The organism is Vibrio sp. V39_P1S14PM300, assembly GCF_009904765.1.
Taxonomy (GTDB): Bacteria; Pseudomonadota; Gammaproteobacteria; order Enterobacterales; family Vibrionaceae; genus Vibrio; species Vibrio proteolyticus.
The window spans coordinates 1-16937 of sequence record NZ_WXWP01000123.1 but is presented as its reverse complement, the minus strand read 5'-3'; the positions used below and the strand labels follow the sequence as shown (position 1 = coordinate 16937).

Here is a 16937-nt window from a genome sequence, read left to right as displayed (position 1 = left end):
CTTAGTACCTGATTAACGGTATTATTTCAGTTAATAATCATTCTCGATTTTCAACGTCTCCTAATTAAACATGATAAGAAAACCATTGCCAGTTTTATTAGCCCTGCTCATGCCTTGTCTGGCGCAGGCTAATGATGTCGAGTTATCGGTCACCGGACTGAAAGGAGAACTGGAAGATAATGTGGAGGCTTATCTGTCATCCATTCCCGCTTCCGAGTATTCCGTCAGCCTGAGATTTCAGTCGCGTCTAGAAGAAAGCATCACCCAGGCTCTCAATGCGCTCGGCTATTACCATCCGACGTTTAAGTTTGAGGTGATCGAGGATGGCAGTGACACCAAACTGGTCGTCAACGTGGCAAAGGGGCCGTCGGTCAAGATCAAGGAAGTGGACATTCTCGTCAGCGGTGAAGCAGAAAAAGATCGCGCGTTTCGTCGTCTGATCCGACAAAGTGGCATCAAAGAAGGTAAGCGGCTCAAGCACAATCAATACGACAGTCTCAAATCCGGTATGACCAACCTTGCGTTGCAGCGGGGCTATTTTGATGGTGAGTTCACGCTCAGCCGTCTCGAAGTGGTACCGGAACTGAATGAAGCCATGATCCGTCTCCATTATGACAGTGGCATTCGTTACCATTTTGGTGAAACCTCTGTATCGGGCAGCCAGATCGACGATGATCGAGTCCGTTCGATCCAACCGTATACACAAGGTGACCCGTATCTGGTCAGTCAGGTGGGGGAATACAATCAGAATTTGTCCAATACCGACTGGTTTTCATCGGTGTTTGTGGAGCCTGATCTGAGCTATCTGGGCAAGTCCCGGGAATTGCCGGTCAAAGTGTCTCTGGCACCGCAGGCGCGCAATAAGATTGAAACCGGTATCGGCTATTCCACCGACGTTGGCGTGCGCGGTACGCTGAAATGGAAAAAGCCTTGGGTGAACGCTAAGGGACACAGTTTTGACAGCAGCTTTTCGCTTTCGCAGCCGGAACAGACCATTACCGCCAGCTATCAGATACCGCTCGATGATGTACTCAACGACTACTACCGGATTGCTTATGGGATGAAGCATGTTGATAAGCGTGACACTAAAAGTATCGAGTCCAATCTGGCGGTGGAACGGCACTGGTTGTTAGAGAGCGGCTGGCATCGCACCGCTTACGTACGTTATTTGATTGAGAACTACGAACAGGGGCTCCAGGATGACGCGGCGCAATTTGTGCTGCCGGGCATTTCCTATTCACGCACCCGTACCCGCGGTGGTCCGATGCCTTACACCGGACAACGGGTCAACCTGACGCTGGAAGTCGGCAGCAACGACATGTTGTCGGAAACCGATGTGCTGCGTGTAATGGGCGGCGCAGGTTGGATCCACAGCATGGGCCGAAACCATCGTGCCATTTTCCGCCTCGACGGCGGTGCCAACATTACCGACGAACTGGACAAGTTGTCGCCTTCTCTGCGTTTCTTCGCCGGTGGTGACAACAGCATCCGGGGTTACGGCTATGAATCGATTTCGCCGCGTGACAGCAGCGGCTCGTTGACCGGTGCCAAATACATTGCCACCAGTTCACTTGAGTATCAGTATCGCCTGACCGGCAAATGGTGGGGGGCGCTGTTTTACGACATCGGTGATGCCTTTAACGACACACCGGACTGGCACCGCGGCACCGGAGTCGGTATTCGCTGGGGGTCTCCGGTGGGGCCGATCCGACTCGATTTTGCCTGGGGGCTGGATGCCAATCCGGGTGATGAGTTCCGTATTCACTTCTCGCTGGGGCCAGAGCTATGATTCATCACGCGATTCGCTGGACCAAGTGGATTACGCTGGCATTCCTGCTGCTGTGTTTTACCTTGGTGGTTTTACTGGCTACCCTGCTTTATACCCAGCCCGGCCTGAATATGATGGTATGGGGGGCGCAGAAAGCGCTGCCACAGCTACAGGTCGAAGACGCCGAAGGTGCCTTGCTGCCCGGATTTACCCTCAGTGGTGTCCGCTATCAGGATGAGAGCCTTTTCATTGATATGCAGGCGCGCAGCATCAGTCTCGGACTGCATCCCAACTGTTTCCTTGAGCCTTCAGTGTGCATCACCAAGCTGGCCATCGACGGACTGGATTTTTCCATGCCGCAGTTGCCAGCGGAAGATCCGAATGCCCCGCCTGCTCCCGACTCTGAGCCGGTCACGTCCATTTCTTCTCCGATCCCGATCCTGCTTGGCAATTTGTCACTCAGTGATATCAAACTGGATATTCTCGGCAACAAGGTTCGCTGGCAACGATTCACTACGGCGGCATCATTTAAAGGCGACGTGCTGAAACTCAGTCCGACCACGCTGGAAGACATCGTGGTGGCTTTAGCGCCACCGGCCGAACCGGATGCTGAGCCGGCGCTATCGCCAACTGCGGCAACGGAGCCGGCACCTATCGTGTTACCTGAAGTCTGGATCCCGCTGACGGTCGATGTGGCTGGTATTGATGTGCGCCGTTTTACGCTCCAGCAGGAAACGCCGTTGGTGGTCAATCACCTTGGCCTCAAAGCGTTTGCTAAAGGGTATCAGGTGCGGGTGGATAAACTGGCGCTGGATATGCCGCAGATCAAAGCCGATCTCAAGACTCAGGTTGAATTACGTCAAGGCTACCCGTTGACACTGGACGCTACAGCTCTGGTCAGAGAGGAGCCGGCCAATGGTCAGGAATTGGCCTTATCGGTGGGCGGCAGCGTAAAAAATCTGACCGTGCACGCCGAGCTCGGGGGTGTGGTCGAGAGCCAGGTTGAAGCCAAACTGCAACCACTGGAGCCAACGTTGCCGTTTGATGTCCTGATTGATCAGACCAAAGCGCAGTGGCCGCTGACGGGCAAGGGGGATTACTTTGTTGATCTTAAAAAGCTGAGTGCATCCGGCTCGCTAGAAGGGTATCAGGTTGCACTGGCGGCCAGCGCGCAGGGGAAAGACGTCCCGGATACCGAGGTTAGCCTGGAGGGGAAAGGAGACATCAAACAGATTGAACTGACGTCGCTGAACATCAATACCCTCGGTGGCGATATCAGTGGTAATGCTTTCGCTAACTGGGACGCGCCGATCAACTGGCGCGCGGCGATCAAGCTGGCCAACATTCAGCCGGGCCTGCAGTGGCCAGAGGCGGAAGGTAACATCAGTGGTGAACTGAAAACCAGTGGCTCGCTGAGCGACCAAGGAGGTTGGCAGGTCGATTTGCCGATGTTTGATATTGACGGTGTACTGCGTGACTACCCGCTCAATTTTGAGGGCAGTCTGACCGCATCGGATAAAGCCGCCAATGGCGATATCCGCCTGTCGACACCGGGCATAGTGCTATCGCATGGCCCGAACCGGGTGACGGCGGAAGGCGAGTTGAACAAGCAGTGGCAGATGAATCTGGCGATTGATTTCCCACAACTGGCGAAATCGGTGCCGGATCTGGCGGGCCGTGTGCAGGGTAATGTTGCACTGCGCGGTAAGCTGGCCGAGCCGGACGTTAACCTGTTGCTCAACGTCAACGACGTGAAGTGGAAAGACGAGGCCACACTGAAAACCCTGCGTTTGCAAGGTGACGTAACGCCGTTGCCTCAGGTCAAAGCCAACGTCACGCTGACTGCGCAAGATGCCACGTATCAGGACAACCGCCTTGACAGTCTGGCGCTGGCGGTTACCGGCGGTCAGGCCAGTCACAACCTGACGTTGGATCTGGCTTCTAATCTGGCCTCCGTCAGTCTGGCGCTGAATGGCAGTCTTAAGGAGAAGCCAGTGATGGATTGGCGTGGCCAACTGGAGCGAGCTGAGATCACATCCCAGCAGGGGACCTGGAATCTGGCGAAACCGACCGGACTGGGATACAACCTCGACAAGCAATTGGCAGCGGTCAGTGCCCATTGTTGGCTGCAAGGCGATGCGTCATTGTGTCTCGACAAAGACATTCAGGTAGGGGAACAAGGTGAGGCGCAGCTGAGCCTGAAACAGTTCCGCTTTAGTCAGTTGACAGCCTTCATTCCAGATGACACGCAGCTGCAAGGGGAAGTCAACGCGAATGTGTGGGCGAAATGGGCGCCGAATAAGCCGCCACAAGCCAAAGTGACGGTCGAAATGCCCAAAGGCCAGGTGGCGCAAAAGCTCGATGCGCCACTGGTGTTTGGCTGGGACAGTGTGCTGCTGACCGCCAATGTCGCCAACGATCAACTCGATGCCCAGTGGCGTTTCGATGTGACCGACAACGGTGATGTGTCGGGCCAGATCAGCATTCCAAAACTGAGCAGTGAGCAGCGGGAGATGAAAGGGAATCTCAAGCTGAGTACCTTCAATCTCGACTTCCTGGCCCCTGTTGTGGGCGAGTACAGCCAAGTTCAGTCGAATATTGAAACCGATCTGACCTTCAGCGGGCCAATGCTGGAACCTAAAGTCTATGGTGAAATGCTGGTCAGAGACCTCATGGTGGCGGGCGATATTTCGCCTGTGGAAGTGCAGTCTGGTCAGGTGGTCACGCAATTCAACGGTGATACCGCCACGCTTAACGCTTCGATCAATACTCCGGATGGGGAACTGAAAGCGACCGGTGATGCCAACTGGCGCGATCTCAGCGCCTGGGACGTCAATCTGCGTGTGTTCGCCGATGAACTGAAAGTGGATTTGCCGCCGATGGTGAAAGTCAAAGTGGTGCCGGATATGACCATATCGGTGACACCGGAGTTGGCCAAAGTGAGCGGGAATATCGGCCTGCCTTGGGGACGTATCGAAGTCAAAGACCTGCCGCCGAGTGCGGTCAGTGTGTCGAAAGATCAGGTGCTGCTCAATAAAGAGCTGCAGCCGCTCAACGGCGATGAAGGCGTGCCGTTTAAGCTGGAAACCAACGTGACCATTAATATCGGCGATGATTTCCGTCTGTCGGCATTTGGTCTGCAAGGGAACCTGGTGGGTGACCTTAAGGTGACACAACAGGAAAAAGGCACCTATATTGTGGGTGAGGTGAACATTCGAGACGGTAAGTATCGCTCGTTTGGGCAGGAACTGATCATTCAGGAAGGTAAAATTCTGATGAATGGTCCGGTGGACCAGCCGTATGTGGCGATCACGGCGGTGCGTGACCCGGACAATACGCAGGACGACGTGACCGCCGGGGTGAAAGTGACTGGCCCGGCCGATCAGCCAACCATCACGATTTTCTCTGATCCGGCGATGCCGCAAGCCAACGCTCTGTCTTACCTGCTACGCGGTCAGGACATTGGCGCGGAATCGGACGGAAACGCCATGTACACGGCGTTGATCGGACTGAGTCTGGCGAAAAGTGGTAAAGTCGTGGGTGAGATTGGTGAGGCGTTTGGGGTGCAGGATCTGCAATTGGATACCCAAGGCTCCGGTGACGATTCACAGGTCACTGTCAGCGGCTATATTCTGCCTGGTTTACAGGTGAAGTACGGTGTCGGTATCTTTGATTCGGTGGGGGAATTTACCGTCCGTTATCGCTTGATGAAAGATCTCTACCTCGAAGCGGTCAGCGGCATCGACAGCGCGGTGGATTTGTTGTACCAGTTTGAGTTTGATTAAGGAGTGGTTATGCAGCATCTGGTTTTTGTCTATGGCACCCTGCGTCAGGGGCAGCGTCATCATGATTTTCTGGCCGACAGCCAGCTGCTAGGCAGTCACGAAACCTTGCCGGAATTTGCCTTGTATGATCTCGGCACCTATCCGGCGCTGATCAACGGACATCAGTCGATTCAGGGAGAAGTGTATCTGGTCGACGACGCTACTTTGCAACGGCTTGATATTCTCGAAGATGTACCAGTGGAGTACCGGCGTGAAACTCTCACCACGCCTTTTGGCGAAGCGTGGATTTATCTCTACCAGGGCAGCGGCCATCTCGATGAGCTGGTGGACTCCGGTGACTGGTGTCAGCGGGTATAAAAAAAGAGCCAGCAACAGCTGGCTCTTTTTTATGCGTATCGGGCAATTATTTCTGCGCGCGCTCGTAAGATTCCAGGATCTCTTTGCGTGCCGATTCTACGTCTTCCCAACCGTCAACTTTGACCCATTTACCGGATTCCAACTCTTTGTAACGCTCAAAGAAGTGAGTAATTTGTGCTTTCAGCAGCTCTGGCAGGTCATTCACGTCTTGAATGTGGTCATACTCTTTTGACAGCTTGCTGTGCGGCACTGCGACGACTTTCGCGTCTTCACCTGACTCATCCGTCATTTTCAGTACGCCAACCGGACGACAACGGATAACTGAGCCTGGCATCAGTGGGTGCGGAGTCGGAACCAGTACGTCTACCGGATCGCCGTCCAGCGACAGAGTGTGGTTCACGTAACCGTAGTTACATGGGTAGAACATAGGCGCAGACATGAAACGGTCTACGAATACCGCGCCGGAGTCTTTATCGACTTCGTATTTGATCGGATCAGCGTTTGCAGGGATTTCGATTACCACGTACAAATCATCTGGCAGAGATTTACCTGCAGGAACGTTGTTGAGGCTCATTGTAGTTTCCTTTTCAAGTATCGGGCTGACAGGCCCTGTATTTTAGACAGGCTAACTTTAGCGAGAAACCGCCAGCGCGTAAATAATCAGACGCGAATTAACGCCCAAATGAAAACGCCAGCAGACGCTGGCGTTGTCGATTTGCGGAATTAATGTTCTTCCGGGTAGGTGGCGAGGAACTCTTCGACCTTAGAGACCATGTTTTTTGAACCGACAAAGAACGGTACACGTTGGTGCAACTCGGTCGGTTTGATGTCGAGAATGCGCATCTTACCGTCGGAGGCTGTGCCGCCCGCCTGTTCAATCAGGTACGCCATCGGATTGCACTCATACAGCAGACGCAGTTTACCGTTCGGGTGACTTTGGGTGCTTGGGTAGAGGTAGATGCCGCCTTTGAGCAGGTTGCGGTGGAAATCTGCCACCAGTGAGCCAATGTAGCGTGACGTGTAGGGACGACCATCTTCCGGGACGTTCTCCTGGCAGTATTTAATGTACTTCTTCACGCCCATCGGGAAACGAATGTAGTTGCCTTCGTTGATCGAGTAGATCTTCCCGTCCTGCGGAATCATCATGTTTTCATGGGACAACAGGAAAGTGCCCAGCGACGGATCGTAAGTAAACCCATTGACGCCATTTCCGGTGGTGTACACCAGCATGGTAGACGAGCCGTAAATCACGTAGCCAGCGGCAACCTGTTTGTGGCCAGGCTGAAGAAAATCTTCTTCGGTTGGCGGCGTGCCGACAGGGGATACTCGGCGGTAGATAGAGAAAATGGTACCGACAGATACGTTGACGTCGATGTTTGAGGAGCCGTCGAGTGGATCCATCAGAACCACGTACTTGGCGTTTTTGTTCAGCTCTTTGCTGAACGCGACCGCTTCGTCTTCTTCTTCACTGGCAACACCACACACCTGGTCGCGGGCTTCCAGAGCGGCTTTGAATTTCTCGTTGGCAAAAACGTCCAGTTTCTGCTGCTCTTCGCCCTGGATATTGTCCGTGCCAACGGCACCAACGATATCAACCAGACCGGCTTTATTGATCTCTCTGTTTACGATCTTCGCAGCAATACGAATAGAGGACAAAAGAGAGGAAAGTTCACCGCTAGCGTGGGGGAAATCATGTTGTTTCTCAACGATGAATTCGCCAAGGGTGCGCATTTCAGACATGTTGTATCCTTAACTTTCTCAGGGAATCGGGGGAAATCGATGCAGTTTCCTGCCTCTTGGTGGGCACTGTGTTCAAGGGACTGCATGCAAGGCTAATTTTATGTGCTAGATCTTATTAATGGTAATGAAGTAACTGACTGAGATCTCAATTCATTTGTCGACTTTCATGTTTTTGCAAACTCGTGCGCAGAGGCGAGCATATTCAGGCCACTTGAGTATAATGGGGGTTCTTTGACAACCCGATGGACAGGTTAGGTTTATGCACATTCATATCTTAGGGATCTGCGGCACGTTTATGGGCGGGGCTGCAATCCTGGCCCGACAACTGGGGCACAAAGTCACCGGCTCGGATGCGAACGTTTATCCGCCGATGAGCACGCTGCTGGAATCTCAGGGGATTGAAATTATTGAAGGTTTTGATCCGTCACAGCTGGAGCCTAAACCTGATCTGGTGGTGATTGGCAATGCCATGAGTCGCGGCAATCCGTGCGTGGAACATGTACTTAACACCAATTTACGTTACACCTCCGGGCCACAATGGCTGCAGGAGTTTCTGTTGCACGATCGCTGGGTACTGGCGGTGTCGGGTACACATGGCAAAACCACCACGTCCAGTATGCTGGCGTGGATCCTCGAAGCCTGCGGTTATGAGCCAGGATTTCTGGTCGGCGGCGTGCTCGGTAACTTCGGTGTTTCCGCGCGGCTGGGCAACAGCATGTTTTTTGTCGTCGAAGCGGACGAATACGACAGCGCTTTTTTCGATAAGCGTTCAAAGTTCGTGCATTACCACCCACGCACTTTGGTCATGAACAATCTTGAGTTCGATCATGCGGATATTTTCGATGATCTAGAGGCGATCAAGCGACAATTCCATCACTTAGTGCGGACGGTTCCGGGCAATGGCCGGATCCTGGCACCGGCGGGCGATCAGGCGCTGGAGGACGTGCTGGCGCGTGGCTGCTGGAGCGAAAGCGAGTTCAGCGGTGCGCAGAGCGACTGGCGCGCGCACAAGCGGGTGGCGGACGGATCCGAATTCGATGTCTATTTTCAGGGTGAGCTGGCTGGCACGGTGCGCTGGTCACTGGTTGGCGATCACAACGTTGATAACGCGCTGATGGCGATCGCCGCTGCGCGTCACGTCGGGGTGACTCCGCCGCTGGCGTGTGAAGCTTTGGGTCGGTTCATTAACACTAAGCGTCGTCTGGAGTTAAAAGGCGAAGTTGGCGGCATCACGGTGTACGACGATTTTGCCCACCATCCGACCGCCATTGAGCTGACGCTCGGTGGCCTGCGTAACAAGGTGGGCGGGCAGCGCATTCTGGCGGTTCTCGAGCCGCGTTCTGCGACGATGAAAAAAGGGGTGCACAAAGCAACGCTTGCGGCCTCATTGCATCAGGCAGACAGCGTGTTCCTGTTTCAGCCGGACAACATTGCCTGGTCGGTACAAGAGGTGGCGGACGAGTGTCAGCAACCGGCGTATGTGGGAGAGAACATTGATGCCTTCGTCGCACAGATCGTCGCTCAGGCCCGACCGGGGGATCAGATCCTGGTGATGAGCAACGGCGGGTTTGAGGGGATCCATACCAAGTTGCTCTCAGCCCTGACAGCAAAGAGTGAGCAAGCATGAGTCAAGGACATCCTAAAGCAATTACGCTGGCGTGGACCGGCGCTTCCGGTGCGCCATACGGTCTACGTTTGCTGGAGTGCCTGTTGGCCGCGGACTATCAGGTCTATCTGCTGATCTCGTCGGCCGCGCGTGTGGTGCTGGCCACTGAACACGGCCTGAAACTGCCCAGCGGTCCGGAGGCTGCGAAGCAGGCACTGGTGGCACACCTCAATTGCGATCCGGACAAGCTGAGTGTGTGCGGTAAGGAAGATTGGTTCTCTCCGGTGGCGTCCGGCTCAGCCGCACCGAAACAGATGGTGGTTTGCCCGTGCTCGGCGGGCAGTGTCGCTGCGATCGCTCATGGTATGTCGGACAATCTGATTGAACGGGCGGCTGATGTGGTGATGAAAGAGCGAGGCCAATTGCTGTTGGTGGTACGTGAGACGCCTTTTTCGACGCTGCATCTGGAAAATATGCACAAACTGTCGCAGATGGGCGTGACGATCATGCCCGCCGCGCCTGGTTTCTATCATCAGCCGGAGACAATTGAGGAGCTGGTCGACTTTATGGTCGCCCGCATTCTCGATCACCTCGGCGTTGAACAGGGACTAGTGCCGCGCTGGGGGTACGATCAGCGGAATGAGAACTGAGTCAGTAGCGTTTCGTTCCAATAGCCTTTACAATTCCAGTCACTCAACGGGGAGCGAAGTATTCACAGTGTGAATGCCAGCTGAGATCGAACGTTTTCGGGACCCGCACGATAAGGTCAGCCAAGCTAGGCCGGCCTTATGATTACCTGATCCAGATAATGCTGGCGTAGGAATTGAGTCAGGAGCACCGTATTTTCATCTTTTTCTCCTTCCTCAACCCTGTGCCGCTCGAACAAGGAGAGCGAGCAGTGAACACCACTTTCAGCGCCGTGGCGCTAACCACATTGTCGACCATCGTTGGCACTTTGACCGCCAGCCCGGTTTGGGCGGCCGATAAAACGCTTACCGTATACACCTATGATTCGTTCGCGGCTGACTGGGGCCCGGGGCCGAAAATCGAGAAAGCGTTTGAAGCGCAGTGTGGTTGTGACGTCAATTTTGTTGCTCTGGATGACGGCGTGTCGATTCTCAACCGTCTGCGTCTGGAGGGAAAAAACAGTAAGGCGGATGTGGTACTGGGCCTGGACAACAATCTGATGGCAGAAGCGCGTCAGACCGGACTACTGACCACACATCAGGTGGATACGTCGTCGGTCCTGCTACCAGGTGGCTGGCACGACGACACATTTGTGCCGTACGACTACGGCTACTTTGCGTTTGTTTACAACAAGCAGACGTTATCCAACCCGCCCCAAAGCCTCAAAGAGCTGGTCGAGCAGCGTGATGATTTGAAAGTGATTTATCAGGATCCGCGTACCTCGACACCCGGCCAGGGGTTATTACTGTGGATGAAGTCGGTGTACGGGGATAACGCCAGCAAGGCCTGGCAGCAGCTGGCCGGCAAAACCGTGACCGTGACCAAAGGCTGGTCGGAGGCGTATTCCATGTTCCTCGAAGGGGAATCAGATTTAGTACTGTCGTACACCACATCGCCAGCGTATCACCAAGTTTCTGAACAGAATGACAAGTACGTCGCGGCGGCCTTCAGTGAAGGGCATTACACTCAGGTGGAAGTGGCGGCGAAAGTCAAAAACAGCCCGCAGCCTGAACTGGCGGATGCGTTTATGCAATTTATCCTCAGCAAGGATTTTCAGACGGTGATCCCGACCGGAAATTGGATGTATCCGGTGACGGATGTGGCGTTGCCAAAAGCGTTTGATTCATTGGTGGTGCCGACCGAGTCACTGAGTTTTTCGCCAGAGGAAGTGGCGAAGATGCGCAAAACATGGATTCGTGAGTGGCAAAGCGCACTGACATTTTAAGGGCGGCGTTTGAATTCAGTTCCTAAAATCGGTCTCGGGGTCGCGGTGATCATCGCGGCCTTTGTTATTTCCGCATTTGCTGCGCTGCTGACCGCGGCGCCCTCCCTGGATATCACGGCAGTATGGGGTGACCCTTACTATCGCCATGTCACCCGTTTTAGTTTTTATCAGGCCTTGTTGTCGACATTGTTGAGTGTCGGTCTGGCGATTCCGGTGGCGCATGCGTTGTCGCGTCGCCAGTTTTTCGCCAAAGCGTTGTTGTTGAAGCTGTTTGCCACCACGCTGGTGTTGCCCGTGTTGGTGGGCGTGTTTGGCCTGCTGGCGATTTATGGTAACAGTGGTCTGTTGGCAAAGGGGTTGAGTGCACTTGATGCTCAGTTGCCGTTTTCCATTTATGGTCTGAACGGCATTTTGCTGGCCCATGTGTTTTTTAATCTGCCTTACGCCAGCCGGTTATTGTTGCAGGCGCTGGATGGCATTCCGGAAGAGCAGCACAAACTGTGTGCGCATCTGGGGATGGGATCCTGGCACAAATTCAAATGGGTTGAGTGGCCGCGGCTGAGGCAACAACTGCCGCACGTGTGCGGATTGGTGTTCATGCTGTGCTTTACCAGCTTCGCTACGGTGATGGCGCTGGGAGGCGGACCAAAATCGACCACCATTGAACTCGCCATTTATCAGGCCATCAAATTCGACTTTGATTTGCAGGCCGGAGCCTTGTTGGCACTGTGGCAGATGCTGCTTTGCGGGGCGCTGGCGTTGGCGATTCAACGCTTGACTAAGCCACTGCCTGTCACGCCTGGTAGCCTCAGTCCGCAGCGCTTTCAGTTTAAGGACAGTCGGTGGTCAAAAGCCTGGGATAGCTTTTGGATCATGGCTGTTCTGGTGCTGGTGTTGCCGCCACTGGTTATGGTGGTGCTGAGCGGGTTTAACGCGCAAGCGGGGTTGGTGCTGGCGGATCATAAGTTCTGGTCTGCCTTGTGGGCGTCCCTGCGTGTGGCGTTGCTCGCCAGTGTGTTCGCACTCTGCGCGGGAGTATTGATCCTGCTGACCAGTCGGGCCTGGCGACTCCATTCCCGCCATCGCCGTGCCGATCAGCTGGAACTGGTTGGCACCATCATTCTGGTGACGCCGGGGCTGGTGATCAGCACTGGGTTGTTTTTGTTGCTCCGGGCGCTGACCGATGTGTTCAGCATGGCGATGCTGGTGGTGGTTTCGGTGAACGGCCTGATGGCCCTGCCGTATGTGATTAAAACGCTGTCACAGCCTATGTTGCATCTGGCGCAGCAGTACCAGTTATTGTGTGCCAGCTTAGGAATGCGTGGTTGGCAGCGACTGCGCATCGTTGAGTGGCGCGCTTTGCGTCGTCCGATCGCGCACGCTTTTGCGATCAGCTTTATGTTGTCAATGGGTGACTTAAGCGCGATTGCGTTGTTTGGCAGCCAGGAGTTCCGCACGCTGCCGCTGTATTTATTCCAGTTGCTCGGCAGCTACCAAATGGAAGCGGCAGCGGTGGTCTCGCTGACGCTGCTGTTGCTCAGTGTTAGTTGTTTTACCGTGATTGAAGCTCTGTTTAAAGCCCGTCAGTGAGGTGTGTGTGTTAAATCTGAATCAGGTGGAGTATGAGTACCACCGGGAACTTTTTACCTTTGACCTGACGGTTGAGGCCGGATCGATCGTGGCGTTGATGGGCCCCAGTGGGGCTGGGAAATCCACCTTATTGGCGCTGGTGGCCGGATTCATTGCCCCATTACGGGGCGATATTCTGGCAGACGGTGTGTCGGTGGTGGGGAAAGCGCCGTCTGAACGGCCTTTTGCCATGCTGTTTCAGGAACACAATCTGTTTGCTCACCTTACGGTGCGTGAGAACATTGGACTGGGATTGCATCCCGGACTGAAACTGAGCGCCGCGCAACGGGAGCAGGTGGAGCAGGCGGCGATGCAGGTGGGGGTGGGCGCGTATCTCGACCGGTTGCCGGAGCAGCTCTCTGGCGGTCAGCGACAACGGGTGGCGTTGGCGCGCTGTTTTGTTCAGCCTCACCCCATCTGGCTACTCGACGAGCCATTCTCGGCGTTGGACCCAGTTCTGCGCGAAGAGATGCTGGCGCTGGTGAAGCGCCTGACCGCAGAGCGGCATATCACGGTATTGATGGTGACCCACCACTTGAGTGACGCACGTACCATCGCCAGTGACTTCGCTTTTATGGCAAACGGACGGGTTGAGGTGAGTGCGGCGATCAGCGCGCTCAGCGAACAGCACACGCACGCCGGGCTGCGCGAGTTTGTCCGCGCCGGACAATAAAAAAGCTGGCTCAGGCCAGCTTTTTTATTGGGATGACTAGGCGTCTTCGTCGTTAAGTGCTTTGAGGATCTGGAAAATCTCCCGGTACGCTTTGGCCGGCTTCTGGGCCTGCTTTTCTTTGGCGGCCTGACGGGCGAGCTGACGCAGACGCTGACGATCGGCTGACGGATACTGTTCCATGACCTCTTCGATGGCATGATCGCCTTCTTCTACAACGCGATCGCGCAGCGTTTCCAGTTTATGCAGCACCGCAGTCGCCTGTGAATGTTTGTTACGGATTTTATCCAGTGCCGCTTGAATCGGTTCCGGATCTTCGGTACGCATCAGCTTTCCGATAAACTGCAACTGACGGCGGCGTGCTTCGTTTTTGAAACGTTGTGCATCTTTGATCGCATCAAACAGGTCGTCACTCAGCGGCATTTTTTCGAGTACTGCTGGTTTGAGGTTTACCAGCTCTTCACCCAGCTTCTGCAGCTCTTCCATATCACGCTTGAGTTCTGATTTACTGACCCAGATGATCTCTTCTTCTGGTTCCCATGGCGCTTTCTGATTCTTACGGGCCATTGTGCTTGCCTTAAATTTAGGTGGTCAATGCTGTTATTTTAACAAACATCGTGGGGAGAAAGCGAAATTCTTGTTATCCTAACGGTAACACCAATCAGATTTGATGAGATATGGACGTAAAACAGCAAGTTGCTCAACAACGTGTTGAGCTGGAAGCCGCCGTCGCCCGCGCATTGGAGATGGCTGCGAAGCAAGCCGATGCGGCGGAAGTCGCGATCACTAAAACCACAGGGTTGAGTGTGTCGACCCGGATGTGTGAAGTGGAAAATGTTGAGTTTAACAGCGACGGAGCACTCGGTATCACTGTGTACCGCGGTCAGCGCAAAGGCAGTGCGTCCACCTCCGATCTGAGCGAAAAAGCCATTCAGCAAACCGTGCTGGCGGCGCTCGACATTGCTCAGTTCACCTCTGAAGATCCCTTTGCCGGCCCGGCACCGAAAGAGTTGATGGTCAGCGAGATCCCGGACTTGGATCTGTTTCACCCAGATACGCCGGACCCGGATCACGCGGCGCAGATCGCGATTGCGGCCGAGCAGCAAGCACTGGCGTACAGCGACAAGATCAAACAAAGTGACGGTGCCAGCTATGACAGCCATTACGGTGTCAAAGTGTATGGCAACAGTCATGGCCTGTTGGCCAGTTACGCATCCAGTCGCCACAGCACCAGTTGTTGTGTGATTGGTCAGGGCGTCAATGGTGAGATGGAGCGCGATTACAGCTATACAGTGGCCCGCCATCGTGACGATCTGTGGTCCCCCCAGGTTGTCGGCCAGAAAGCCGCGGAAGAGACTGTGCGCCGACTGGATGCCCGGCGTCTGGCGACCGGGAAATTTCCGGTGATGTTTGCCGCTGACGTGGCAACGGGCCTGATGGGGCATCTGGTGATGGCGATCAGCGGTGGCAATCTGTATCGTAAATCGTCGTTCTTGCTTGAGCAGCTTGGCCAGACGGTATTGCCTGAGTGGTTTAATATTCAGGAGCGTCCGCATGTGTTGCGTGGTCTGGCGTCCAGCCCGTTTGACAGCGAAGGGGTAGTGACTCAGGATCGTGACATCATTACCGATGGTGTGCTGGCGACGTATCTGCTGACCAGTTATGCGGCGCGCAAGATGAACATGACCCCGACCGGGCATGCAGGTGGCATTCACAACTGGTATGTGAAGTCGACTGGTCAGAGCTTTGAGCAGATGCTCAAAGCGCTGGGTACAGGCTTGCTGGTGACGGAAGTGATGGGACAGGGGGTTAATATTGTGACCGGCGATTACTCACGTGGCGCGGCGGGCTTCTGGGTCGAGAATGGCGAAATCCAGTATCCGGTGTCGGAAATCACCATAGCCGGTAACCTCAAACAGATGTTCCAGCAGATTGTGGCGGTGGGCAATGATGTCGAGGAACGCTCGCAAATTCAGACCGGTTCAATCTTACTGGAATCGATGAAAGTCGCCGGGGAATAATCCGGGACATGCGCAATAAAAAAGGTTGGCATTGCCAACCTTTTTTGTTTTTAGTTGAGGAGCAGCGTGGCCATGCCGAGGAAGGCAGACAGGCCGACCACATCGGTGACGGTGGTTAAGGCCATCCCGCCGGCCAATGCCGGATCGATGTTCATCTTCTTTAAGATGATCGGGATGGTCACCCCGGCGACTCCGGCGACAAATAAGTTGGTCATCATCGCCGCAGAGATAATGCCGCCCAGCATCCAGTTGCCTTTCCACGCCACGACGATTCCGCCGATGATCAGCGCCCAGGTGATGCCGTTGAGAAAGCCGATCGCCGCTTCTTTCATCAGTAGTTCGCGTTTGTTACTGTCACCGATGTGACCCAGAGCGATACCGCGAATCACCAGCGCCACGGTCTGGTTACCGGCTACGCCGCCCATCGAAGGTACGATGGTCATCAGAACGGCTATCGCCGCCATCTGTGCCAACGTGGCTTCAAACAGGTTAGATACCGACGCGGCAGCCAGAGCGGCCAGCACGTTTGCGCCCAGCCAGATACTGCGTTTGCGCGCCGATTTAAACACTGGCGCAAAGGTGTCTTCGTCGTCGTCCATACCCGCCATGCTCATCATGGAGTGCTCCGCGTCCTCACGGATCACGTCGACCACGTCATCGATGGTGATACGACCAACCAGGTACTGGTTTTCATCAATGACCGGCGCAGAGACCCAGTTCCGACGTTCAAACAGGCTGGCGACATCGGAGTCTTTGGTGTCGACGAGAATCGCATCGTCGGCGTCTTCCATCACCTCGTTGACCTTAATGTCCGGTTGAGTAGTCAGCAGCGTAGTCAGTGGCAGTTCGCCGATCAGCTTACTGTTTTCATCAATCACATAGATGGCATCTGTGGTTTCCGGCAACTCGCCTCGCATACGCAGATAACGCAACACCACGTCGACGTCCACATCACCACGAATGGTGATCACGTCGGTGTTCATCAGTCCGCCGGCGGTATCTTCCGGGTAGGATAGGGCGGTTTCAACCCGTAATCGGTCCGCCGCATCCATCTGGCCAAGGACTTCACGTGAGACGTCGTCCGGCAGGCTTCGCAGTACGTAAGCAACGTCATCGGTGTCCATGCCTTCGGTCGCTTCGGCAAGCAACTCTGGGGCCATTTTGGAGACTAAGGCGTCTTTAACGTCTTCACTGAGTTCGTCAAGGATTTCCCCGTAATCTTCCGGGTCAGTCAGTTGCCAGAGAACGTCACGGCTTTTTCGTGGGGCAGCTTCAAGGAGGTACGCAATGTCTTCGGGTTCCATATCCTGCAATTGGCGGCGGACATGGACAAAACGGCCGTTTTCGAGCGCTTCGGCGATTTCTTGGAGGGCCTGGTGAGCTTGATCGAATTCTATTTGCTCTGCCATTCATTTCCCCCTGGCTAGTGATTGCGACAATGCGTTGAAT

13 protein-coding genes are annotated in these 16937 nt (G+C 54.7%); 9 read left to right on the top strand and 4 right to left on the bottom strand.

Features of this window, described 5'->3' with window-relative positions; translation table 11 throughout:
- Positions 1-70: 70 nt before the first annotated feature.
- Genes tamA through CAG65_RS05935 form a run of 3 tightly spaced genes read left to right on the top strand, consistent with a single transcriptional unit; the run spans position 71 to position 5910 of the window.
- Positions 71-1789: an autotransporter assembly complex protein TamA gene (tamA, locus tag CAG65_RS05945; protein WP_040902308.1), complete on the top strand. Its 1719-nt coding sequence runs from the start codon at positions 71-73 to the stop codon at positions 1787-1789.
- On the top strand, positions 1786-5553 hold the full coding sequence (tamB, locus tag CAG65_RS05940) for an autotransporter assembly complex protein TamB (protein WP_161452823.1): 3768 nt from the start codon (positions 1786-1788) through the stop codon (positions 5551-5553). Before tamA ends, tamB begins: the two co-directional genes overlap by 4 nt.
- A gap of 9 nt (positions 5554-5562) precedes the next feature.
- Positions 5563-5910 (top strand): gamma-glutamylcyclotransferase family protein, encoded by a 348-nt coding sequence (locus CAG65_RS05935; RefSeq protein ID WP_161452821.1) that lies wholly within the window; start codon positions 5563-5565, stop codon positions 5908-5910.
- Between the two features lie 46 nt (positions 5911-5956).
- Here CAG65_RS05935 and ppa read toward each other — a convergent pair whose 3' ends face one another.
- Together ppa and fbp are read right to left on the bottom strand one after the other, a co-directional pair.
- Positions 5957-6484 (bottom strand): inorganic diphosphatase, encoded by a 528-nt coding sequence (gene ppa / locus CAG65_RS05930; RefSeq protein ID WP_021704437.1) that lies wholly within the window; start codon positions 6482-6484, stop codon positions 5957-5959.
- Between the two features lie 149 nt (positions 6485-6633).
- Complete coding sequence (gene fbp, locus CAG65_RS05925) at positions 6634-7650, bottom strand: class 1 fructose-bisphosphatase (RefSeq protein WP_021704436.1); 1017 nt, start codon at positions 7648-7650, stop codon at positions 6634-6636.
- A 259-nt stretch (positions 7651-7909) separates the two neighbouring features.
- Between fbp and mpl the strand changes: the two genes are divergently transcribed.
- The 5 genes from mpl (at position 7910) to thiQ (ending at position 13470) form a co-directional block, all read left to right on the top strand.
- Positions 7910-9277, top strand: a complete 1368-nt coding sequence (gene mpl, locus CAG65_RS05920; protein WP_161452819.1) for a UDP-N-acetylmuramate:L-alanyl-gamma-D-glutamyl-meso-diaminopimelate ligase — start codon at positions 7910-7912, stop codon at positions 9275-9277.
- A complete protein-coding gene (locus CAG65_RS05915; RefSeq protein ID WP_161452817.1) occupies positions 9274-9906 on the top strand; it encodes a flavin prenyltransferase UbiX in 633 nt (210 codons plus the stop codon). Before mpl ends, CAG65_RS05915 begins: the two co-directional genes overlap by 4 nt.
- Positions 9907-10175: 269 nt before the next feature.
- A complete protein-coding gene (thiB, locus tag CAG65_RS05910; RefSeq protein WP_443098381.1) occupies positions 10176-11168 on the top strand; it encodes a thiamine ABC transporter substrate binding subunit in 993 nt (330 codons plus the stop codon).
- Positions 11169-11177: 9 nt separating this feature from the next.
- Positions 11178-12758 carry a thiamine/thiamine pyrophosphate ABC transporter permease ThiP gene (thiP, locus tag CAG65_RS05905; protein WP_161452813.1) on the top strand — a complete coding sequence of 527 codons (1581 nt, stop codon included), beginning with the start codon at positions 11178-11180 and terminating at the stop codon, positions 12756-12758.
- A 7-nt stretch (positions 12759-12765) separates the two neighbouring features.
- The gene (thiQ, locus tag CAG65_RS05900) at positions 12766-13470 is read left to right on the top strand and encodes a thiamine ABC transporter ATP-binding protein (RefSeq protein WP_161452811.1); all 705 of its coding nucleotides are present in this window, start codon (positions 12766-12768) and stop codon (positions 13468-13470) included.
- 36 nt (positions 13471-13506) lie between these two features.
- Here thiQ and yjgA read toward each other — a convergent pair whose 3' ends face one another.
- Positions 13507-14034, bottom strand: coding sequence for a ribosome biogenesis factor YjgA (yjgA, locus tag CAG65_RS05895; RefSeq protein ID WP_161452809.1), 528 nt, complete (start codon positions 14032-14034; stop codon positions 13507-13509).
- Positions 14035-14144: 110 nt separating this feature from the next.
- Between yjgA and pmbA the strand changes: the two genes are divergently transcribed.
- Entirely contained in the window at positions 14145-15488 is a 1344-nt protein-coding gene (pmbA, locus tag CAG65_RS05890) for a metalloprotease PmbA (RefSeq protein ID WP_161452807.1), read from the top strand.
- A 50-nt stretch (positions 15489-15538) separates the two neighbouring features.
- On the opposite strand, the gene mgtE is transcribed toward pmbA, so the two are convergent.
- Positions 15539-16897, bottom strand: coding sequence for a magnesium transporter (gene mgtE / locus CAG65_RS05885; protein WP_021704428.1), 1359 nt, complete (start codon positions 16895-16897; stop codon positions 15539-15541).
- Positions 16898-16937 lie beyond the last annotated feature (40 nt).